Origin of the sequence: Bacillus sp. XT-2 (genome assembly GCF_025696525.1) — a bacterium.
GTDB classification, from domain to species: domain Bacteria; phylum Bacillota; class Bacilli; order Bacillales; family Bacillaceae; genus Bacillus; species Bacillus halotolerans.
The window spans coordinates 39,911-60,941 of record NZ_JAHVOC010000012.1; the positions used below are offsets into that span (position 1 = coordinate 39,911).

Annotated in this window: 23 protein-coding genes and 6 pseudogenes; 17 read left to right on the forward strand and 12 right to left on the reverse strand. The window is 36.3% G+C overall.

All coding sequences use genetic code 11. The features are described 5' to 3' along the window. Positions 1-137: 137 nt before the first annotated feature. Positions 138-605, reverse strand: a complete 468-nt coding sequence (locus tag KXD37_RS22525) for an ImmA/IrrE family metallo-endopeptidase (protein ID WP_127696210.1) — start codon at positions 603-605, stop codon at positions 138-140. A gap of 234 nt (positions 606-839) precedes the next feature. Between KXD37_RS22525 and KXD37_RS22530 the strand changes: the two genes are divergently transcribed. After that, on the forward strand, positions 840-2,000 hold the full coding sequence (locus tag KXD37_RS22530) for an FAD-dependent oxidoreductase (protein ID WP_164848137.1): 1,161 nt from the start codon (positions 840-842) through the stop codon (positions 1,998-2,000). Between the two features lie 39 nt (positions 2,001-2,039). Here KXD37_RS22530 and KXD37_RS22535 read toward each other — a convergent pair whose 3' ends face one another. Next, the gene (locus tag KXD37_RS22535) at positions 2,040-2,282 is read right to left on the reverse strand and encodes a hypothetical protein (RefSeq protein WP_106019910.1); all 243 of its coding nucleotides are present in this window, start codon (positions 2,280-2,282) and stop codon (positions 2,040-2,042) included. Between the two features lie 477 nt (positions 2,283-2,759). Between KXD37_RS22535 and KXD37_RS22540 the strand changes: the two genes are divergently transcribed. Next, on the forward strand, positions 2,760-3,362 hold the full coding sequence (locus KXD37_RS22540) for a TetR/AcrR family transcriptional regulator (RefSeq protein WP_106019909.1): 603 nt from the start codon (positions 2,760-2,762) through the stop codon (positions 3,360-3,362). A 237-nt stretch (positions 3,363-3,599) separates the two neighbouring features. Here the strand turns inward: KXD37_RS22540 and KXD37_RS22545 are convergent, their stop codons facing one another. The 5 genes and pseudogenes from KXD37_RS22545 to fabF all read right to left on the reverse strand — a co-directional run bounded on the left by KXD37_RS22545 (position 3,600) and on the right by fabF (position 6,737). Continuing rightward, a complete protein-coding gene (locus KXD37_RS22545; protein ID WP_223203898.1) occupies positions 3,600-4,169 on the reverse strand; it encodes a hypothetical protein in 570 nt (189 codons plus the stop codon). A 32-nt stretch (positions 4,170-4,201) separates the two neighbouring features. After that, positions 4,202-4,531 (reverse strand): recombinase family protein, encoded by a 330-nt coding sequence (locus KXD37_RS22550; RefSeq protein ID WP_223255254.1) that lies wholly within the window; start codon positions 4,529-4,531, stop codon positions 4,202-4,204. Between the two features lie 136 nt (positions 4,532-4,667). After that, a complete protein-coding gene (locus KXD37_RS22555; protein WP_223203896.1) occupies positions 4,668-5,093 on the reverse strand; it encodes a recombinase family protein in 426 nt (141 codons plus the stop codon). A gap of 72 nt (positions 5,094-5,165) precedes the next feature. Then, positions 5,166-5,333, reverse strand: a pseudogene (locus tag KXD37_RS22560) (DUF255 domain-containing protein); the annotation flags it as partial. A 171-nt stretch (positions 5,334-5,504) separates the two neighbouring features. After that, entirely contained in the window at positions 5,505-6,737 is a 1,233-nt protein-coding gene (gene fabF, locus KXD37_RS22565) for a beta-ketoacyl-ACP synthase II (RefSeq protein WP_127696216.1), read from the reverse strand. Positions 6,738-6,840: 103 nt separating this feature from the next. Here fabF and KXD37_RS22570 point away from each other — a divergent pair, with 103 nt between their 5' ends. Beyond that, positions 6,841-7,677, forward strand: a complete 837-nt coding sequence (locus tag KXD37_RS22570) for a helix-turn-helix transcriptional regulator (RefSeq protein ID WP_106019906.1) — start codon at positions 6,841-6,843, stop codon at positions 7,675-7,677. 65 nt (positions 7,678-7,742) lie between these two features. On the opposite strand, the pseudogene KXD37_RS22575 reads toward KXD37_RS22570, so the two are convergent. Beyond that, positions 7,743-7,847 (reverse strand): annotated as a pseudogene (locus KXD37_RS22575) (DUF255 domain-containing protein); the annotation flags it as partial. Positions 7,848-7,902: 55 nt separating this feature from the next. Between KXD37_RS22575 and KXD37_RS22580 the strand changes: the two are divergent. Next, positions 7,903-7,983, forward strand: a pseudogene (locus KXD37_RS22580) (MarR family transcriptional regulator); the annotation flags it as partial. A 278-nt stretch (positions 7,984-8,261) separates the two neighbouring features. Here the strand turns inward: KXD37_RS22580 and KXD37_RS22585 are convergent. The 3 genes from KXD37_RS22585 to KXD37_RS22595 form a co-directional block, all read right to left on the reverse strand. Next, positions 8,262-9,152 (reverse strand): AraC family transcriptional regulator, encoded by an 891-nt coding sequence (locus KXD37_RS22585; RefSeq protein ID WP_106019905.1) that lies wholly within the window; start codon positions 9,150-9,152, stop codon positions 8,262-8,264. A gap of 95 nt (positions 9,153-9,247) precedes the next feature. Then, positions 9,248-9,937: a DUF554 domain-containing protein gene (locus KXD37_RS22590; protein ID WP_106019904.1), complete on the reverse strand. Its 690-nt coding sequence runs from the start codon at positions 9,935-9,937 to the stop codon at positions 9,248-9,250. Positions 9,938-10,027: 90 nt separating this feature from the next. Further along, positions 10,028-10,840: a MerR family transcriptional regulator gene (locus tag KXD37_RS22595; RefSeq protein WP_106019903.1), complete on the reverse strand. Its 813-nt coding sequence runs from the start codon at positions 10,838-10,840 to the stop codon at positions 10,028-10,030. A gap of 507 nt (positions 10,841-11,347) precedes the next feature. On the opposite strand from KXD37_RS22595, the pseudogene KXD37_RS24050 reads away from it, so the two are divergent. The 13 genes and pseudogenes from KXD37_RS24050 to KXD37_RS22660 form a co-directional block, all read left to right on the forward strand. Next, positions 11,348-11,562, forward strand: a pseudogene (locus KXD37_RS24050) (TetR/AcrR family transcriptional regulator); the annotation flags it as partial. Next, a pseudogene (locus KXD37_RS24195) lies at positions 11,561-11,862 on the forward strand (zinc-binding dehydrogenase); the annotation flags it as partial. The pseudogenes KXD37_RS24050 and KXD37_RS24195, both read left to right, overlap by 2 nt. Before the next feature lie 10 nt (positions 11,863-11,872). Next, a complete protein-coding gene (locus tag KXD37_RS22610) occupies positions 11,873-12,877 on the forward strand; it encodes an NADP-dependent oxidoreductase (RefSeq protein WP_106019902.1) in 1,005 nt (334 codons plus the stop codon). Positions 12,878-13,088: 211 nt separating this feature from the next. Continuing rightward, positions 13,089-13,253: pseudogene (locus KXD37_RS22615) on the forward strand (tryptophan--tRNA ligase); the annotation flags it as partial. Positions 13,254-13,476: 223 nt separating this feature from the next. Next, a complete protein-coding gene (locus tag KXD37_RS22620) occupies positions 13,477-14,052 on the forward strand; it encodes a TetR/AcrR family transcriptional regulator (RefSeq protein ID WP_106019901.1) in 576 nt (191 codons plus the stop codon). Between the two features lie 110 nt (positions 14,053-14,162). Beyond that, entirely contained in the window at positions 14,163-15,011 is an 849-nt protein-coding gene (locus KXD37_RS22625; RefSeq protein ID WP_106021829.1) for an alpha/beta fold hydrolase, read from the forward strand. A gap of 14 nt (positions 15,012-15,025) precedes the next feature. Then, positions 15,026-16,084 carry an alkene reductase gene (locus KXD37_RS22630; protein WP_106019899.1) on the forward strand — a complete coding sequence of 353 codons (1,059 nt, stop codon included), beginning with the start codon at positions 15,026-15,028 and terminating at the stop codon, positions 16,082-16,084. 108 nt (positions 16,085-16,192) lie between these two features. Further along, on the forward strand, positions 16,193-16,351 hold the full coding sequence (locus KXD37_RS22635; protein WP_188323422.1) for a hypothetical protein: 159 nt from the start codon (positions 16,193-16,195) through the stop codon (positions 16,349-16,351). A gap of 75 nt (positions 16,352-16,426) precedes the next feature. After that, the gene (locus tag KXD37_RS22640; protein ID WP_188323421.1) at positions 16,427-17,212 is read left to right on the forward strand and encodes an SDR family NAD(P)-dependent oxidoreductase; all 786 of its coding nucleotides are present in this window, start codon (positions 16,427-16,429) and stop codon (positions 17,210-17,212) included. A 326-nt stretch (positions 17,213-17,538) separates the two neighbouring features. After that, complete coding sequence (locus tag KXD37_RS22645) at positions 17,539-18,288, forward strand: SDR family NAD(P)-dependent oxidoreductase (RefSeq protein WP_106019898.1); 750 nt, start codon at positions 17,539-17,541, stop codon at positions 18,286-18,288. A gap of 15 nt (positions 18,289-18,303) precedes the next feature. After that, positions 18,304-18,456, forward strand: coding sequence for a hypothetical protein (locus tag KXD37_RS22650; RefSeq protein ID WP_223203944.1), 153 nt, complete (start codon positions 18,304-18,306; stop codon positions 18,454-18,456). 140 nt (positions 18,457-18,596) lie between these two features. Further along, positions 18,597-18,740, forward strand: a complete 144-nt coding sequence (locus KXD37_RS22655; protein ID WP_263463743.1) for a hypothetical protein — start codon at positions 18,597-18,599, stop codon at positions 18,738-18,740. A 135-nt stretch (positions 18,741-18,875) separates the two neighbouring features. Continuing rightward, positions 18,876-19,889 carry an NADP-dependent oxidoreductase gene (locus KXD37_RS22660; RefSeq protein ID WP_106019897.1) on the forward strand — a complete coding sequence of 338 codons (1,014 nt, stop codon included), beginning with the start codon at positions 18,876-18,878 and terminating at the stop codon, positions 19,887-19,889. A 460-nt stretch (positions 19,890-20,349) separates the two neighbouring features. On the opposite strand, the gene KXD37_RS22665 is transcribed toward KXD37_RS22660, so the two are convergent. Then, on the reverse strand, positions 20,350-20,973 hold the full coding sequence (locus tag KXD37_RS22665) for a flavin reductase family protein (RefSeq protein ID WP_101865095.1): 624 nt from the start codon (positions 20,971-20,973) through the stop codon (positions 20,350-20,352). Positions 20,974-21,031: the final 58 nt, after the last annotated feature.

The following is a 21,031-nucleotide window of genomic DNA, read 5'->3' on the forward strand; positions in this document are numbered from 1 at the left end:
AAATTGGTCTTGTTAGATACATTAAAACTTTTAAAAAGGATTTAGCATGTTAATGACAAATTGGAATTTTTATGGAAGTGCCACTATATTGAGATTTCACATACATGGTTAATCCCTGTTTCCATCCTGCTCCTTGCCTAAATTTTCAATTGTGAGTGTTTGTGCTGTATGACATGTGTAGGCAGATTAAAGAAAGATGCGAGTTGATTGATTGTTAAGTTTTGTATTTCGAATAAATGTTCTTTTAATAATTTGTCCGGAAGTAACAATTCAGAAGCGAATATATTTGCTTGGTGTTCTAACTTATCTTTTAAGACAACGGAGCAATTAGCCATTTTAAAAGTATTTAAATTTTTGTGGAGGAAATAAAGTCCAAGTTCGTGGGCAACAATGAATGTTTGGTGCGTTAGGTTTTCATTTGTATGGATTATATAACGTTTTTCTTCTTTAAGATGTTGAAGTAAACCTTCGGCTTGACCTAAATTGTTCTTGGTTATGATTATATTTAGTTGTTCGCAAATTTCATAAACATCATTAGTTCCATAACTCAACAAGATTGACTGTACTTTATGTTTTATGTTCTTGCTCGTATAAATTGGTATCACTCTTTCCTTTTTTTCTGTTTATAAAAGGATTGCCAGTGATGTGGCGTCAAGTCGCAAAAGTATTGCTCATGTCTGAAATCCAGTCACTATTTTTTAAAATAGATAGAGGTTAGTGACACGGTTTTTATCTTCGGATAATTTCCATAAACAGGGAATAGGTCCTATTGTGTTTGTTAACTATAACTGTTTAAATATAAACCGAACGGTCTGTTTTAAAAAAGGGGGATGATAAATGTGAGGGAAAAACATGTTTTAATTATTGGTGGTGGAATTGCTGGAGTAGCAATGGGGATTTTTTTGAAAAAACAAGGGATTAGTTCATCCGTTTATGAAAGTTATCCAATTAAAAAAGATGCTGGTGCTGCTTTTGGAATCTCTCCAAATGGAATGGATGTGTTAGAAGCACTCGGTTTAAAACAAGAAGTGTTAAGAAATAGTTGGAGCATTAAAAATGTTGAAATGCACAATATGTATGGGACTGTCATGTCAACTATTAATCTAGTTGATGAAGACAATAATTATTACCCCATGCAATACATGACTAGATCAAATTTAATGAGCATATTGTTAGAAAAAGCGCAAGATGAGGGAGTTTGCATTCATTACGGAAAAAAACTAATAAATTTGCATCAGGATGAAACCTTGGTTACAGCTTTTTTTGAGGATGGAACGCAAGAGACAGGAACTGAACTAATTGGAGCTGATGGTATTCATTCAAAGACAAGGCAAAATATATTTAACCAATGTTCAATGGTTTATGCGGGCTACTCAATTATTCAAGGAATTGTTTCTTCGAAGGATTTATGCGGTAAGGATAATGAAGGGTTTGTAGGTTATGCAAAAGGAAACAATAGTATGATGATAGCAAGATGTCATTCTGGAGATATAGAGAACTATCATTGGTTGTGTTTTGTTTTTTCAGATCGAAAAATTTCTTCAAAGGAGCTAGAACAAAAGACGTCCGAAGAACTGAGGATAGAGTTGCTAAAATTATTTAAAGATTGGAGCGATCCTATCCCGAGTATGATTGAAAATTCAAGTCAAATACATGCAAGAAGCCGATTTAAATTTAAGTCATTAGAAAATTGGTCAGAGAATAGAGTTGTGTTAATTGGTGACGCTTTACATGGTATTTCTCCTATTACAGGTCAGGGCGTGTCCCTTGCACTTGAAGATGCAATGTATTTATCGAAATTAATGTCCGAACATGATTATAAGGATGCTTATTATTATTTTGAATTCGATCGAAAACCTAGAGTTCAAAAAATCAAGAAAATGGCTGAGATAGAGAACGAATCGATGTTCTTTGACTTTGACCTCTATAAAAACCCAACTAATGTGGTTGAAGGTACAGTAAGCACTATATTAGATAGTAAAGAAACAGTGAACAAGTGACTTAATAAATAAAAGAAGATACCACATTCGGTATCTTCTTTATCTTACTGTGATAATATGATTTTTCTTGAATTTAAATTTATTTTTAGAAATCATTTTTTTGAAAAGTAAAGGACAAAGAATACTCGCTGCTAATCCCGTACATTCGAAGAAAATATTATTTTTGTATTTAAAAATCCAATATCCTGTTGAGCCAATAATAATTTCAAAAAATAAGAATTCTTTTAACTGTTTTTTTGATAAAGATATGATTATAACTTTTGACGGTTTTATTTTAATCATAATAATCATCTCCTTATAGAGCAAATGTATTCAATAAATTTTATATTAGACACATAGTTTTATGAGGAATAAATTCAGAAATCACACTTGGTATTTATTTAAACAGAATAGAGGTCCATTAACGATTTACGGTCTATTACTATTTCTGTATTCATGATTCTGTTTAGACGAGCTAATAGTCGGTCTATTCTTTATTTTTTTCAGGGTCATGAGTATTATGTTTTTAGCATCAAATGGATTTAACCCTGTTTCCTTTGCTATTATTACTCCGTTAATTGCTATGGGAATCCATATTCAAGCAGTTATGTTAGTGACAGGAATTGTTTGTCTAATAGCAGGCTCATTATATATTTCAATTCTAGATCTTATCAGAAATTTTAAAGGGCTTTGTAAAATGAACGTGTTTTGATTTAAATATGGTAAAATGACAGAAAAAGGACTTAGTAAAGACGTGTCTATAATGAAAGGATAGGGAGTATGACAAGTAACTCACCTGGAAAAGGAAAAAGAAAAAGTGAAAAGACAAAAAAAGAATTGATAAACGTTGCCCGCGACTTATTCGCAAAAAAAGGTTATTCAGAAACGTCTATTAGAGACATTCTAACTGCAGCCAACATTAGTAAAGGGAATCTTTATCATCATTTTAAAGGGAAAGAGTTTTTATTTCTTCACATTATGGAAGAAGACACTCAAGAGTGGAATAATCTTTGGACAGAAAAAAAGGGGCAATATAAAAACGCGATTGAAAAACTGTACGGTTTAGCAGAATTTATGATTGATATTAATATTAATTACTCTTTATTAAATGCAACTGAGGAATTTTTCACTAGTGCTTTTTCATCTGAAGAAGTAGTGGAAAGATTAACTAAATTAGACGACCAATACTATGAGATTATGGAAGATATTTTAAGAGAAGGCATCAACGATGGAAGTTGGGTTATTAATAACATACAAATCACTTCAAAAATTCTTTCTGGATTATTTTACAGTATAGATACTTTATATCGTAATGATTCCATTCAACAAAAAAAAGAGCTACTAAAAGAGGCTACGAGGATTTTTATTAAAGGCATTAAGTAGAATATTATTGGTGTTAGGTAATTATTGTAATTGTAAAATAACTTGACTCTAGAGCTTTATAATTTTAAATCTCCTCATTTAGTTTATAATAAACCGTACGGTCTGTTTATAATCTTTTTGATAACTGACAGATTATGAAGAGGTTAAGGAAAAAGAGACAAAGTTAGAGGAGTAGACACAATGTGTTTGCTCCTCTATTTTTTTTGTTTGTAAATGTTTGATTATGTTTATTCAACTTTAATCTATCCATTCTATATTTAATGATGGCGGTTTATTGCTACTTTTAGGATAATGCCATATTACCTTACTTATAAATGATGTAAGTCCTTCATTTATTTTCGTATCATCTAGCTGTTTCCAATTGTTAAGAAAGTGATCTAGTCGCTCAACGAGTAATTCTTTTGCCTTTATTTCATCTTCTTGAGTTATATTTTCTGTTTCCTCTAATTCTAATTGAAGTTTATCTAATTTTCGTGAACGTATCTTTTTTCTTTCCTTAAATTCTTTTAAATCAATTAAGTCTTCCTCTAATTGTATCTGAAGCATTTTCAGCGCTTTTTGAACTATCCTTATTCGTTCTTCAATCATTTGTATTTTGATAGCTTTGGAATCAAAAGGTTTGCCTACTTCTTTTAAATTTTGGAGTTCAGCAATTATTTCTTCCCGCCTAATTTTTATTCTATTTATTATAAGATCCATCATAGTATTGTAATTTAAACCTCTGTTATAGCATTTGTTGCCTAACGGGTCTTTTCTATTGCAAGGTTTAAGTTCCTTTTTTTGTCTTCGATTCTTTCTAATGGTCACTGAGTGAGTTCTTCCACATATTGCGCATTTAATTAAATTTGACAAACCGTGTCTTCGTTGTCTTGCTGGGGCAAGATTCTGTCTAAGGTCCAACTTGTCATTGGCTTGGTTCCACGTTTCTTCATCAATAATGCAGAGTTTATTGCATCCTTAACTATGATCCATTGTTCTTTCGGTCTCATCTTTCCTTGATGAACATTTCTTCCTTTTAAACGATTAGATACTATCCATCCTTTATAAATTTCAGATCGTATCATTCTCTGAACGCTTACATCACTGAATATGTTTCCTTTTTTAGTTCTAAATCCTAGCTGGTTTAAGTTTATAGCGATATTATCTACACCAATACCATCTATAACCATCTGAAAAGCAATTTAACACCTTTTGCTTGTTGTTTATCAATTTCCACTCTTTTTTCTAATGGATTATAAATATAACCAAATGGCGGAGTTCCGTTTGACCACCTACCTAACTTGGCACTATCTTTTTTCCCCTTCCTTAGCTCGCCTTTATATTTTCATACTCCCAATTGTTTACGAACCCAGTGAATTTCAATGCTTGCCAATCTTCTTGAATCTCTAAGTCATATACTCGTTCGCTATCGGTAACAAAGAGGACATCTTCTTGTCTTAATAAACTCATAAATTTAGGTGTCTCGGCATCGTCTCTAGTAACACGTGCAAGATTTACAGATAAAACAGCATCAAAAAGATTCTCTTTGATTTCGCAGATCATTTTTTGATATTCAGGTCGATTTTCATCCATTGAACTGCCAACTTCTTGAAATAATTTGGTCTCCCAGTTATATTTTTTTGCAATATCTAACAAGCGTTTTCTGTGTTTTGCTAAGGTTTCTTCGCCTTCATTATTACGTGATTTTCTGAGGTATATGGCGACTCGTTTTATTTTGTCTTTTAGTTCCATATAATACCACCTTTCGTATATAATATAATGTTATTATATTTTTAGGTGGCTATTTTTACGAACGTGGCATCAATGACATGTCGAATAGCCGACACTGACCAGAACCGGCTTGTTTTCGCGTTTTGCTTTTTCGAAGGCTTCTTCTCCCCAAGGGTACCAGTCTACGGGGTTATGGGCATGTTGAAGTAAATAAGGAGACTTCTCAGCGATTAATCTATTGGGTTTACTTTTATTTGGCATGGGATCACCTTCTTTCTAAATGTTTTTTAAAGTATTCTCTTTCCTCTATTTAATATACCAGATAGTTAAGACCCGTCATCATTTGTCTGTGAGGTATTCCATAATGAAAATCAAGGGCTATAAACCCTTGATAGATTCATTATTTCACCTTTGAACTATAAAGATGGGTCTTCAATCGTAATGCTTTAACACGATTGCTGAATTATGTCCTCCGAAACCAAAAGAATTTGATAGCCCATATTTCAATGGAAGGTGTCTCGCTTCTGATACAACATCTAAGTCGCAATCTGGATCTTGATTCTCTACATTAATAGTTGGTGGAATAATTCCTCGTCTCAAACTTTCCACTAAAGCAATTGCTTCTACTCCGCCAGCAGCACCAAGCATGTGCCCAGTCATTGACTTGTTTGCAGTTGTTGGAAGTTTACATGAATGTTCACCAAATAATTTCTTAATAGCTAGAACTTCTGAACGATCACCTACTTGTGTACTTGTTGCATGAGCACTAATAACATCAATTTCACCTGTTGATATATTTGCACTTCTCAATGCTTTTTTCATGGCTAAGTAGGCACCCTTACCTTCTGGGTGTGATGCTACCATATGATGAGCATCTGAACTAGCTCCGTACCCCACTACTTCACATAATATCGGCGCATCTCGAAGAATAGCGTTTTCTAATGATTCTAATACTAAGATACCTGCGCCTTCACTCATAACAAAGCCATCTCTATCTGTATCGAACGGACGGCTGGCTCGATTTGGATTTTGGTTTCTTGTAGATAGTGCATGGGCGTTTCCAAAACTAGCCAAAGATATCTGTGTGATTGCAGCTTCTGCTCCACCGGCAAATATAATATCTGCTTCATCATTTCGGATAGCATTGAAAGCTTCACCAATAGAGGTATTCCCGATTGAACAGGCTGTGACTGGTGATAATGATGGTCCTTGTGCTCCTAATCTTATGCTTATCTGGGCCGCAGCTGCATTTGATATCATCATTGGTACAAGGCTAGGGCTTACTCTCGCGGGACCTCGTTTATTTAATACATCCACATTATCAACAAGCGATTGTATGCCACCGATTCCTGAACCAACATATACCCCTAAACGTTCAAGATCAACCTTATCTAACTGTAATTGTGAATGTTCTAATGCTTGTTCGGCTGCTGCTAAGGCAAACTGACTAAAACGATCTAATCGTTTTGCTTCTTTTCTCCCCAATATTTCATCTGCATCGAAATCACGAACGATTCCGGCTATCTTTGTTTTATAATCAGCAGTATCAAAAGAATCAATTAGAGATATTCCCGAGTGTCCTTTAACTAGTTGATTCCAAAAGCTGTTTACATCATTTCCTAGTGGAGAAATAACTCCCATTCCAGTAATGACAACTCTTTTCATGATCATTCCCTCCTCGTTTTTATTAACTTTAGCTATTGTGTTATCCTATTACAAGTTGTTGTTTATCCTAGTATAATTAATACTATTTTAAAGGGAGATCTTAATGAAACCTGAAACAAGACTTCAAGCTTTATCAGAATTTCTAAAGAACCAACGTTCGAAAATTACTCCCCAAATGGTTGGTTTACCTGTAGGAACCCGCAGAAGAACACCAGGACTAAGAAGAGAAGAAGTGGCTCAACTAGCCGGTGTAAGTCTTACTTGGTATACATGGTTAGAACAAGGCAGAGATATAAAAGTATCTACTTCGGTATTAGATGCTATTTCTCGAGCATTACAATTAAATAACGATGAAAGGAGATATTTGTATGCTCTAGCGTTAGAGGAAGGAGTGAAACAACCCTTTATAAATGAGAAGGAGAAGGAAATCAGTCCGGCTTTAGTAAAAATGTTGCAGGAACTTCGTTATTGCCCAACGATTATATCAGATAGAAGAAGCCAGATTGTTGGGTGGAATCAAGCAGCAGCTAATGTATTTTTGGATTTTGAACAAATCAATCCGGCAGAAAGGAATATAATACGCTTACTATTCGCAAGAAAGGAATTTAAAAGTTTAGCAGTGAATTGGGAGCATTTTGTTAGAGGATATATCGCAATATTTAGAACGTATTATGGACAGTATGTGGCTGATGACTGGTATGAGCAATTTATACAAGAAATGGAACAGGCATATCCCGAGTTTCGTAAAATTTGGAATGAAAATGAGATAAGCTCTGCTCCTGAAGTATTAATTGAGTTTCGTCATGCTAAGGTAGGTAAAATGTTGTTTAATCTTACTTCATTACAGGTGCATGGAGATACTGATTTAAGATGCAGCGTCTATACTCCAGTTGAGAATACTGAAACTGAGCTTAAGTTAAAACGTTTAATTGAAGGCTAGCTATGATAAATTTATTTCTTAATGCGCATAAATGAAAATGTTCTTTAGAATAGCCAAGGTTATCTATACCCAATAGATACGAGAACCGGCTTGTGTTCGCGTTTTGCTTTTTCGAAGGCTTCTTCTCCCCACGGGTACCAGTCTACTGGGTGGTGGGCGTGTTGAAGCAAATACGGTGATTACTCAGCGATTAATCTATTGGGTTTATTGTTATTTGGCATGGGATCACCTTCTCTCTACAGAGTCAGGAAAAATGTAGAACGTGATTGGGAATATGTGAAGAAGGGAAACAAAAGGGATTACTAAAGTACAATTTTTCACCTTTAAAAATTTAAAGTGCATTATATGGTATAATCCCTTCAATAAAAATATGCAGTGGCCAAATACAAGTCCTGAATGACATAAAGATAATGTTCTCTTAATTTGCAGAATGAAAAGCAGACGCTGCATTATAAAAAAACATACCAAATAAAGAATATTGGTATGTTTTTATTTTCTGTATATATAATTTGAAAAATCCTTATAGTTACTCATCATGCGTGCGATTACTTTAATTGTTTGCTAAAAGAACCTTCAATTCTTCTTCATTTATCGTAAAACTTATTTTTTTTTAAGATCGGTATCCAAATTTCACTTTTAAAAGAAGGGGATGTTATATCTTTATGCTCGTTCCACAGTATTTCTGGACCTTCTATTTGTTCATAATTTGACGATGGAAACCATTCAGAATAAATGCGTCCCCATACTTCTTGCAGCGTATCCGGAAATGGTCCGATTGCTTCGAATACAGCCCATGTTGAGGCAGGAACTTCAAGCTGTGAGAGGTTATTTGGACACTGTTTCGTTGTGGCTGCGCCAATATAGTGATCAAGCTCACCTTTCTCCTCTGTCCGGCCTTCAGAAAAGTTCGTGGAAGCACTAATGAGTCCCAAAGGCGCTACATTAGAAAGCTTTTTAAGTGTATTGATTGCTTCTTCATCTAAACTTTCCCACATGGATGCAATTTCCGGATTAACCCCTTTGAAAATAAGAGGAACTCTTTTTTTAATGCCAACGATGCGAAATGCTTCTTTTTCTTCAATGCGATAGTTCATTTCACTTCCTCCTTTGATTGATAACTGGAAGGTCATACGTGGATAAGCTTTAAGTGAATGGCCATTAAGTCTGGCTTTTGATGGTTTTATGCCATGCAAATTTTGGAATGCCCGTGCAAAAGAATCTGGTGAGTTATACCCGTACTTTATTGCAATGTCAATCACTTTTACATTGCTGTCTTTAAGCTCAAAAGCTGCAAGAGTAAGACGTCTGCGACGAATATATTCGGATAATGAAATACCAGAAAGGAAGGAAAACATCCTTTTAAAATGATATTCAGAGCAGAATGCAAGCTTTGCTGCTTCTTTAAAATCAATATCATTAGTGAGGTTTTCTTCAATATACTTTAATGCTTTATTCATACTTTTAAGCAAATCCATTTATTTGACCTCCTTTAACAAAAGAATAGCAGGGGTGAAATGTTTCTACCCGACATTCCGTGCACAGTTTTGCAGGTTAATTGTAGATTAAGGATTTAAAATGTTAATCCAAATACATGAATAATTAAAATTACAATAGGCGGAATCAACAGCGATGGCAGGAGGTTCAAAGTTTTAAATTTTTTAATTCCCAGAATACTTAACCCTGAACTAAGGATTAATACACCGCCGACAATTGTGATTTCATTAATAAGGTCTGTATTTAATGCGCTTTCCATTAATTTTGCAAATAAATATATTGAGCCTTGCCAGGTAAATAATACAACCGCAGATGCTGCTATTCCAAAACCAAATGTGGAAGCGAGAACAATGGAAGTGATCCCATCTAATATACCGTTTGTTAGGAGATAAGTATAATCTTCGTGCAGAGCAGCGTTAACAGGGCCTAATATTGACAACGAGCCTATACAATATAATAAGATTGCAGTTGATAAACCTTCGGCTAAATTGCTTTTAGAGAACCTGTTGACTAAATTGTTAAATCTTAATTCTAGATTTATGCTCTGACCAATCAATCCTCCAATTGCTAAACTGACAATAAAAAGAATTGGGTATTTACTAGAAGGCAAATGCTGTGTAAAGGCGTTGATCCCTAGTCCAACTGCGGCGAATCCCATTGCCTGCATAAGTATCTCTTGGTACTCATCTTTCATTCCTTTTTTGAATATACCACCAATTAAACTTCCTGCAATGATCATAACTGTGTTAAAAATTGTTCCAAACATAGGCTATCTCCTCCAATAATAGTTCCTTTCAAAAAAATAAACCCTCAAGTTACTTGAGGGTCAAGTGTATGTGACAGCTATTAATTAAGTTTATTTGATTGGCAAAAGTATTTCAGTCACATAATTGTCTGGATTATTAGTTACCCCGTAATCAATCAGCGTTATTTCGATTGAGTCGCCAGCCAATTCATAATGATGCTTTTTCATATATGTAAGTAACATTTCGTAGTATTTTGCCGCTTCTGAATGTGACCCTTTAAATCTAATTTGCAGATATTCTCTTGAGGGGAAAGTGATTTCAGGTGAAGTGATTTCATCTTCATCTTCCAGAACCATAAATATACTGGAATATCGGTCAAACTGATTTGATTTTATATTTGTTGCTGAAATGGATAATCCTACTTTCCCTAAAAATATATCTTTGTGGACTTTAAACTTAGTTCTCAATTCTGTTACCGGATACTCAATATCTTGACCAAGAATATATTCATGTTGTAAATACGCCACACGCAGTTCAGGAAGTTTGATTTTTGACATTTCTTCTAGCGGCATATTAACTGCGTCTTCCATTTGTTTAATGCGACGAGAGATCTTTCTCTCAATGCGTGCCAATTCCCTTTTTTTTCGATCAATTTCAGTTTGCTGGTCTTTCAGCAAGTGAATCAGAGTATCTACCTCAAGAGAATCATAAAAATCAAGCAGTTTATTTATTGGCAAACCTAATGTCCTCAGGTACTTGATTGTACTCAATCGTTCAAATTGTTGTGTAGAATAATATCTGTAGTTATTATGTTCGTCTGTAAATTCTGGTTTCAAGAGACCAATTTCATCATAATACCTAAGAGTAGGTATGTTTACATTGAATAACTTAGATACTTCTCCAATAGAGAAAAATTCCTTCATCCTAACAACCTCTCTGTTATTAAAGCGTGTTTAGTGACTGTTTATGTACATCCACATTATATATGATGCAGTAATCCTAAAGGTAAAGTTTTCCCTTATATAGACGGCTATAATCAAGATTGAGTTGATAAATATTATATCTATTCTTTATCTGATTTGAATAGAAATAAGAAGGAGTGATATTCGTTACAATTCAGGTAATAGCACACCTAGCCAATTTTAAAGTTTTCGCCCTTGGTCTTAAAAAATATATAAAACACAGGATGAATTCTAAATTCTTTACCGATCGTTCTTAAATTTGATATACTTAAAACATGTTAGGTCTAACTGTTTTTCTTCTCAAATGAGAATGATCGTTCTTTAATTATTTAAGAATAGGGAGAGATGAATGATATAAAGTTATTGGTGCCCTAGTGCATCAATGATTCTCAGTACTTTATCAGTGTTAATAGATGATACGTTATATGGTGGGATTACATGGCCAGAAATAAAGAATTTTGATGAAAAATGGAGCTTTTCTGGGAACAGGGTTATGAAAAAACATCCATGCAAGATTTAGTGAACTATATGGGGGTTCACCGCAGAAGTATCTATGATACTTTTGGTGACAAACATACTTTATTATGAGAGCTTTAAGTCACTTTGTAGAAGTAATGGAAGTGAGAATGAAGAATGAGGTGAAAACAGATGTAACGGTTAAGCAGGCTATACGAAAATTATTTGTCTCTCCGTACAGGACCAAATAAACGTTTCGGAAAAGACAGAAATTTCCCATTGTGGAAACAAAAGCTATTTTTCCTTGCTGGCGCAAAGTATGACCACAAAGCCAAGAAACACGACCTGAAATATCATTTTATCTTCGTTCGGACGGCACACAAACTTAAAAGGATTACCAAAATCATTGAAGAAAACAACATTGTTCCAGAGATTTATCCAACACTATTTCCATAGACAACGTAAATGAAGCGCTAGAACTAGTAGCAAACGGACGACCAAAAGGGAAAGTGATTATTAATTTTTAAGGGGGACATGATGAAAGCAGTCCAAATACACAGCTACTCGAAAAAGCTAGAAGCCCACATCAACGATGTTCCTATTCCAAGAATAAACAAACATCAAGTGTTAATCAAAACAAATGTGGCGGGCGTTGACCCACATCTTATATTGGCGATTACTGGAAAGGTTCGCGTTTTTGACCACTATGATTTCCCGTTGACACTCGGAAATGAACTTTCAGGTGTGATTGAAACGGTTGGTGAAGCGGTGACAGACTTTAATAAGGGCGACAGAGTATATGCGCTAATGCCACTAGATACAATGGGTGCCTTTGCAGAATATGTTGTGGCTGATGCAAATATCGTTGCGAAATTGCCAAAACATCTTACTTTTGAAGAAGGGGCTGCCATTCCATTATCGGCTCTGACAGTTGTTCAAGCATTCGATGTACTGAACGTGAAACCTGGCGCAAAACTGTTCATTCCTGGTGGAACAGGCGGATTTGGGCAGATTGCCATTCCGTTTGCGAAATCAAAGAAGCTTTTTGTAGCTGTCAGTGGTAGTGAAACAGCTCGTCATTTAGCGCTATCCATTGGTGCTGACCAGTTCATCGACTATCAGAAGCAAGATTATGTTGAGGTGCTGAAAGATTTCGATTACGTGATTGATACTCGTGGTGCAAGTGAGTTCAGGCATGAATTACGTGTTTTAAAACCTGGCGGAAAATTATTGTCATTGAATGCTGGTCCAAATACACGTTTTGCAATTCAGCATGGCGGATTTTCAACGTTGCAGAGGCTTCTTTTCGGTATGATCGGCATGCCGTTTGATATAGCGGCACATCTTCAACGGAAAACATATGATTTCTTATATGTTCAGCCAAATGGCAAACAACTAAAAAACATCACCCAGTGGATTGATGAAGCGGGCATCAAACCAACCATTGATTCGACATTTGCTTTTCGGCAAGTGAACGAAGCTATTGCCAAAATCGCAAAAGGGAAAGCTCAAGGAAAGATTCTTCTGATTATACAAGAGTGAGAAACAACAACATAAAATTGACAAATCGAACTATTTTAGTGATGGGCGGGACGTCAGGTATAGGCTATGCATGTGCGAAAAGTTTCTTGAAATGAGCAACACGGCGATTGTCACTAGTCGCTCGAAGTAAAACATTGACCAAGCAATCAAAGATAGCCTTAATTTAATCGGCATTGCTCTGCGGATGTCAGTCAAGTGAAGTCGGTTGACCAGTTGGATTTTATCTTCTATAACACCGAAAGGTTTAATGAATAGGGCTCATGCATACAAAGCAAAAGTAGACAAGAACAAAGAAGAAGGATTAGATGTGGATGCGGGTGTGACCATGGGGTTATATACCTATCTCATTTTAATGGCTGCTGATACTCTCCTGTTTTAGTCAGATTTTGTTCCCGTTGGAAAAGACCAAATTCAACATGTGGAGCAAATATATTGATGATTATTGGTTATTTATAATTCTTTACTTATCGTTCTAAAAAGGGTATGATTTAATCACGGTTTGAAATTTATGTGTTCATTTTAGAACGTTCATTCTATAATGGATTATGACGTTTGTTTTTGTTAGTATAGGTTCATTGATTTTTTTAAGGAGAAATAAAATGGCTAGAAGTAAAGAGTTTGACGAAAAAGCAGTATTAAGGAAAGCAATGGAGCTCTTCTGGGAACAGGGTTATGAAAAAACATCCATGCAAGATTTGGTGGATCATATGGGGATACACCGCAGGAGTATATATGACACATTTGGTGACAAGCGTTCATTGTTTTTAGCTTCCCTTAATCACTATGAAGAGCTCATCGTCAATGAGATGGAAAGCATAATTAGCAGCACTTCATCCATTAAACAGACGATACGTGATGTTTTTATTTTCGTACTGAATTCCATTGAACAATACCCAAAAGGTTGTCTATCAGTAAATGCAGCCATTGAATTATCTTTGTTAGACAAAGAAATTGGACGCATAGTTACAAAAATGTTTAACCGTACTGAAGATATGTTTAATAACCTTATAAAACGGGGCCAAACTAGTGGAGAGATATCAAAAGAAATCGATTCTGATAACATATCTCGTTTCTTACACAACAATTTGGTAGGTATAAGAGTACTAATAAAAACTAATTACAGTAAAAAAGAATTAGAAGGCATCATTACTCTAGCACTTTCAGTGTTGGACTAGCTTTCTTTTTTTATCCTATTTAGAACGTTCATTCTAAAATTAGCATGAAACAAACCATCATAATGCATACTTATAAAATCGTTTTTTAATTTCTAAGGAGGAACACAAAAATGACAAACTTTAAAATACCATCAGAATCAGAATTTATTGAAGCAGATGGAACTCGTTACGCATATAGAAAATTTGGTACACAAGATGGTATACCACTAGTATTTCTTGTTCACTTTAGAGGAACGATGGAAAACTGGGATCCAGACATGCTTGAACCTATTGCAAATAAACGCCCAGTAATCTTATTTGACAATAAAGGGGTTGGTGAGACAGATGGACTAACGCCTACTACAATTGCTGATATGGCAAAAGATACAGCAACATTTATAAAAACTCTTGGATTAGAACAAGTTGACATTCTTGGTTTTTCCATTGGTGGCATGGTTGCACAAGAGCTAGCTTTACAAGAAGGAGATTTAGTAAGAAAAATTATTATGGCAGGTACTTCGCCTGAATCTGGTATTAATCCAAATCCAGAGATTTTTGAAAGAATGAATCGTCACGGCGGAACGGAAGAAGATGGAATAAATGATTTTATGTTCTTTTTCTACGCACAAACCGAAACAAGTAAATCTGCAGGAATGGCTTCACTACAAAGAATTTTTAATCAGAAAAAAGTAAACAGTTCAGAACAAGTAAAAGAGGCACAATTACAAGCCATTGCAAAATGGGCTAAACAAAAATCTAATCATGATTATGAATGGTTACAAAACATCAAACACCCTGTACTTGTTACTAATGGTGTTAATGATGTAATGGTACCGACTAAAAACAGTTACATCTTAGCAGAGAAATTACCCAAAGCACAGCTGATTATATATCCTGATTCTGGTCACGGGCATCTGTTTCAATTTCCAGAACTATTTGCAGAACACGTAAATTTATTTCTTGATTCTAATTCTTATTAAAAAGGGGGATTCATATGAGCAGATTATTTGAAAAAGTTCGTATTGGAAACATTGACTTAAAAAATCGTATAGGTATGGCTCCGATGACTAGAAATAGAGCTTTACCAGATGGTACGCCGAGCGATTTAGTAGCAGAGTACTATGGTCAGCGTGCTTCAGTCGGTTTAATTATAAGCGAAGGAACCCAACCTTCAGATGATGGGCAAGGTTACACGAATACACCTGGTATTTATACAGAAAATCATATTAGAGGGTGGAAAAAAGTAACTTCTAAAGTTCATAGTGAAGGCGGTCATATTTTTATTCAGCTTATGCATGTGGGACGTGTATCACACCCTGATAACACACCTCACCACCGCCAAGCAGTTGCACCGTCAGCTATTGCACCTGGTGTAGAAATTTTCACGGCAGAAGGAATGAAAGAAATTCCAACACCAAGAGAATTGAGTGAGCTTGAGATAAAAGATGTTATCAATGAGTTTCGTTTAGCAGCACGTTCAGCAATTGAAGCTGGTGCAGACGGAGTTGAAATTCACGGAGCAAATGGTTATCTGATCCAACAATTCCTTAGTGAAAACTCCAATCATCGTCAAGATGCATACGGTGGTACGATTGAGGGGCGTTCTCGATTCGCTATTGAAGTAGCTAAAGCAGTTGTTGATGAAATAGGAGCAGAAAGAACAGGCATCCGTTTTTCTCCTCAAGGAACACTGCAAGGCATTGATGAGGGGGAAAATAGCCTTGAGATGTATCGCTATTTAATAAGTGAAATAAATAAGCTTAACCTTGCATATCTGCATTTAATGCACTTTGGAAACGAGCAATTCCTAAAAGATGTGCGCCAACTTTGGGATCAAGCACTTCTTGTTAACCGTCCAGGTCGTCCTCTAGATCAACTTTCGTCTGATGTAGATAATAATCTTGCAGATGTTGTCACAGTAGGCACTTGGGTACTAGCAAATCCAGACTTTGCAGAACGGATTCAATCAGGTGCTCGCCTAAACGAACCTGATAAAAACACGCTCTATGCAGGAGGAAAAGAAGGTTATACAGATTATCCTTTCTTAAAATGATTTATTTAATATGAATATCCCATCTAGGGAAGGGATATTCATATTCTTTTTTCTTAGGTTCGTTATGAACAGATACATGTGCGTTAAATAAAAATGTGGAAGATTGTAATGAAAGCTTTAGCGATTGAAAACTACGGTAAAAAACCAAATGTTTTAGACTTCCCTAAGCCTAAAATAAATAATGAGGAGGTCTTAGTTGAGATATATGCGGCAAGTATAAATTCTCTTGATACAAAAATTCGAATTATGGATAACCTACATCCATAGTAACAACGCGCAGTAAGAAACGCTGTAAAACGTTTTAAAGGTTTAATTAAACTATAAATGGAGGTGTGCTGTAAAATGAAAAAAACTGTTCTTATCACCGGGGTATCGGGTGGGATTGGCAAAGAGTTGGCGGATCGTTTCGCCAAGGGAGGATATAATTTGGTGCTGGTGGCGCGTAGCGAGGGTAAGCTTTTGGAGCTCGCGAAGGAATATCGGAAAAGATATGGCAGTCAAGCGACGGTCATCGCCAAGGATGTGGCGTCACCCGGCGTGCCGGAAGAGATTTTTGCGGAGCTCAAGGAGAAGGGAATCGTCGTCGACTATCTTGTCAATAATGCCGGCTTCGGTTTGTACGGGACGTTCTTGGAGACGCAGTTAGAACAAGAGACGAATATGATTGACGTCAATATCAAGGCTCTGACTGTTATGACGAAACTGTTCTTGCCGGATATGGTCAAACGGGGTCAAGGAGGCGTGATGAATGTGGCTTCGTTGGTGGCTTTCTTCCCGGGACCTATGATGTCGGTTTACTACGCAACGAAGGCGTACGTGCTGTCGTTCACCGAGGCTTTGGAGAACGAACTGAGCGGTACAGGGGTGACTGTGACGGCACTATGTCCGGGACTGACGTCAACCGGCTTCGTTGATCGTTCGGGTATTGGTGAATCGAAGTTGTTCCAGAGTGGTGCTATCATGGAGGCCGGGCAGGTGGCTGAGGAAGGGTACCGAGGCTTCTTACGTGGCAAGACGTTCATAATGCCAGGGGCTCGAAACCGGTTCATGGCATTCTTTCCACGGTTGATGCCACGCAAAATGGTGACCCGTATGGTCAGATCCACACAGCAAAGAACAGGGCATTGACCTAATTGAGGGTAACTAGGAGTGGAGTGGCAGTTGATTATGATCTGCCATCTAGCCAAGATCTCGTAATGGTAAATCGTTTACTAAAAAAGTTACAGAGACTTTTATAAAGACAGAAACCTTCTTATTTGATCTACTGAAATATGGTCAAGAACAAGGAGAAATTTCTAAACACTATGATATCAAAGGGCTTTCTCAATTTATTCATAATTCACTCGTAGGAATACAAGTATTAGCAAAAACAACAAATGATAAAAAAGAATTAGAAACCATTATCGGTTTGACTTTGTCAACCTAATCTGAAATATTTTTAAGGAGAGAATAATATGAAGTACACAGTTATTACAGGAGCAAGCTCAGGTATAGGATATGAGACAGCATTAGCATTTGCTGCTCGTGGCAAAAATTTAATTATTGTAGCTAGAAGATTAGATAAATTAGAAGAACTTAAATCAACCATTCAGAATCTAAATCCTGATTTAGATGTTATTATTCGTACAAGTGACCTATCTGTCACAGATCAGGCATATACACTGTATAACAGTTTAAAGGAGTATCAAATTGAGACTTGGATTAATAATGCTGGTCTTGGTGAAACCTCTTCTGTCATAGATCAGAATTTAGATAAAGTAGAAACCATGTTACGCGTTAACATAGAATCCTTGACAATCCTTTCTACACTATTTGTAAGAGATTATGCTGATGTAGAGGGAACTCAATTAATTAACGTATCCTCAGCACTTGGATATGTAATTGCTGTTGGCAGTGTTGCTTATTCTGCTTCTAAATATTATGTTAGTGCCTTCACCGAAGGGCTTGCAAAAGAACTTGAACTGAAAGGTGCGAAAATGAAGGCAAAAGTTTTAGCGCCAGCAATGACGGAAACAGAATTCGCAAAATATGCAAATGATATGAAAGAGTTTGATTACAAAGCAAATCTCCCTATGTACCACACAGCTAAGCAAATGGCAGGTTTTATGATAGAGGTTTATGACAAAGATGAAGTGGTGGGGGTTGTAGATGAAAACTATGAATTCAATTTGAGAAAGCCGATCTATCCAATACTAGTATGGTAACATAATCGTTTGGCGATGGCACCAATGACACGTAGCAGAGCGCAAGAAGATGGTACATCAGGAGAACTAAGTTCCCTTTATTATGCTCAAAGAGCATCTATAGGTTTACTTATTAGTGAAGGTACACAACCTCCTGATGGTACCAGTCGGTGCATGGTCATTAGCTAATTCGATTTAGTAGAACGGCTTAAAGAAGGTGCTCCATTGAACGAAGCAGACCCTACAACATTCTTTGATGCCGGAAGCAAGGGTTATACGGATTATCCTACGTGAAAGAATTAGAATCTCAGAAAGGATAAGTATAACTTATGGCAAATATCAAGGTTCCACAAACAGTTTGGGACTGGGAAGTGACACTCTATTTTTGTAACGAAAAAAAAGGAATAAAAAGTAGTTTTTGGATTGATCCTACAAAATTGCTTAAAAATGTCATGAAGCTGAAAAATGCTTGACGCATGAATTGCGCTACACTGGCAGACGTATACTGCATTCGGACGCTATGGGCTGATGAACTCTAACATCTGTTCCACCGATTGAGTGCGGGAACACCGGCTGTAATAATCTCAAGGAAGGATGCTAATGAAAAAATGAAAACACTCATGAAAGCAGCTCAGATCACCAAGTATTCAAAAAATATCCATGCCAAAGTCAATGACATTCCAATTCCAGAAATCGATGAAAACGAAGTCTTGGTAAAGGTCAAAGCTGCTGCGGTCAATCCACTCGAAATGTTAATAATGACAGGCAGCGTGAAACTGATTCAAGATTATGAATTCCCATTAACGCTTGGTAATGAATTGACAGGAGTTATCGAAAAAGTCGGAAAAAAAGTGACGGAATTTAACGTAGGAGATGCCATCTATACACGTCTCCCGCTCGAAAAAATTGGTGCTTTTGCGGAATATGCCGCAATTGACGCTGCCGCGATTGCACCCATGCCAAAAAATTTGTCTTACGTGGAAGCCGCTGCTGCACCACTGGCTGGACTCACAGCGTATCAAGGTCTGCATGAAGAACTTGAGGCACAGTCAGGTAAATCTGTCTTCATTCCAGGTGGATCAGGCAGCTTTGGTCAAATGGCTGTACCAATCGCAAAGGCAATGGGCCTAAATGTCATTGTTAGTGGCAGCTCAGAAGCGCGCGAACGCACTTTGGAAATGGGTGCAGACCAATATTTAGATTATACAATAGAAAACTATGTTGACTTGTTGTCGAATGTGGATTACGTGATGGATACACTGGGACCTAAAGAATTTGACAGTGAATTGAGTATTATCAAACCGGGCGGAAGATTGCTCTCTCTCCGTACAGGACCAAATAAACGTTTCGGAAAAGACCGAAATTTCCCATCGTGGAAACAAATGCTATTTTCCCTTGCTGGTGCAAAGTTTGACCGCAAAGCCAAGAAACAAAACGTGGAATACCATTTTATCTTCGTTCGTTCTGACGGCGCACAACTTAAAGAGATTACCAAAATCATTGAAGAAAATAACATTGTTCCAGCAATTCATCCAACACGATTTACCATAGACAACGTAAACGAAGCACTAAAACTAGTCGCAAATGGACGACCAAAAGGGAAAGTGATTATTCAATTTTAAGGGGAATATAAGGAAAGCAGTCAAAAAGTTGAGATCATTTATGTAAAGGATTTTGAAACAAACCGCGAGTTCTGCCGATTAAGAAATGGAAAAGATAAAAAGCCAGGTCAGATCATAGAAAAACTTCAGCAAGCCGGAGTCCTGTATCAGTAATGATAAAACATGGAGAACTAGCCATTTCAATTGTTTCTTATAAAAAATGTTGAAATGAAATGGAGACAGGTGCTTACTTTAACAGACATATCACCAATGACACGTTATTGTCCATAAAAAAAGAAGCGACAACTAAGGCAGCTTCTTTTTTTATTTCTTCAAAACTTAACAACTTTAAACTCTGTTAGTAGCCGATATCTTGTGAAGCATTTATAGGCTTTACTTTAAAAAACATTTAGTTCTGAAAAATTTGAGGTATATCGCAGCACATCAACCAAAAACTCTTCAAAATGCAGGACAAAATGAGTCATGTTTCCGAACGAAAGGTTTTTCCTATTTCTTTTCCTAAACCAAAATAGTGTCTGAAATTATAAATAAGCGGACTCCATTTTGAAGGGTTAATGTGGTTGTCGTTTAATATGATCTTTTCCTCGGCATGAAAATGTAAAGCTTGTGTTTCCACAATCGCAAATGATGGTTCGTAATCTGGTATCCGAATATGTTTCACTTCTGCTTCTATTTGGATAGGGCATTCTTTAATCCTTGTTGGTGCTACTGTCATTGATGGTAAAGGTGTTAACCCTGCCGCTTCGTATTTCTCTTTTTTGTAAGTAAACCCGAGCTGTTTCTTCAAAGGCGGGATATTCTTTTTTCCGCTAAAAGACGAAATTCTTTCAACGTTTTTCCATAAATCGGGGCTGGGCAAGTTAATGACACATTCTTTGTGTCTCTTTATATTTTCAATAGCTTTTCCTCCTAGTCCTACTCCCAGAACAATATAGTTTCCAAGCGCCCACGAGGAAGACATCGGACTAATATTGGTGGTTCCATCTTCATTCAAAGTGGAAAGAAGGAATGTTGACGTGCCATAGTACATAATGTTTGGTTTGATTTCTTTAAAATGAAGGGTGTCTTGTTTTTCACTGTTCAACGCTTAATGCCTCCTAATCATTATTTATTCATATTGTAAAGGTTTAACATTTCAACTA